Source organism: Vibrio sp. 1249-1, from assembly GCF_033340495.1.
This window is the reverse complement of the sequence record NZ_JAWOWJ010000958.1, coordinates 1-561: the sequence shown is the minus strand read 5'-3', so window position 1 is coordinate 561 and position 561 is coordinate 1. Positions and strand designations below refer to the sequence as shown.

Annotated in this window: 1 protein-coding gene; it reads left to right on the top strand. The window is 48.7% G+C overall.

Features of this window, described 5'->3' with window-relative positions; translation table 11 throughout:
* Positions 1-561: methyl-accepting chemotaxis protein (locus tag R7Z50_RS29910; protein WP_318150072.1), on the top strand; the 561-nt coding region annotated here is incomplete at both ends.

Below are 561 nucleotides of genomic sequence, written 5' to 3'. Positions count from 1 at the left end.
AAGTCCGTCAGTTGTACGAGGTGAATCTAGCCCCAATTGAAGACATGCTCAATGCGGCGACGGCAGAAGGCCGCCAAAGCACACATGATGCGCTTCTCCAATTGACCGATTCATTCAACGATATCGAGAACACCATTTACGCGCTAGGTACGCTTGCGGCGATCGCAACAGTGTTCATTGCATACTTGTTGTCTAATTCAATCACAGGGCGTTTGACTGCACTGGATACTTTGGCACAACGTGTGGCGGAAGGCGATTTGACAGCTTCTCCTATCAAAGACGAATCGGGTGATGAGCTTTCTAACTTAGCGACCTCTTTAAACAAAATGCAGGCATCTCTAACGGGGTTGATTGGCTCTATTTCAGTCGTGTCTGAAGAAGTTAAGTCGGTCACGAGTGAGCTGTCTGTTGTTAGCCAAGACATTGTTTCTGGTGCGAGTAGCCAAGCCGACAAAGCGAACCTCATCGCAACGGCAGCAGAAGAGCTGAGTTTGACCATTTCACAAGTGGCGGAACAAGGTGCGTCTACGTTTGAAGAAGCTCGTAAATCAGAAGCCACAG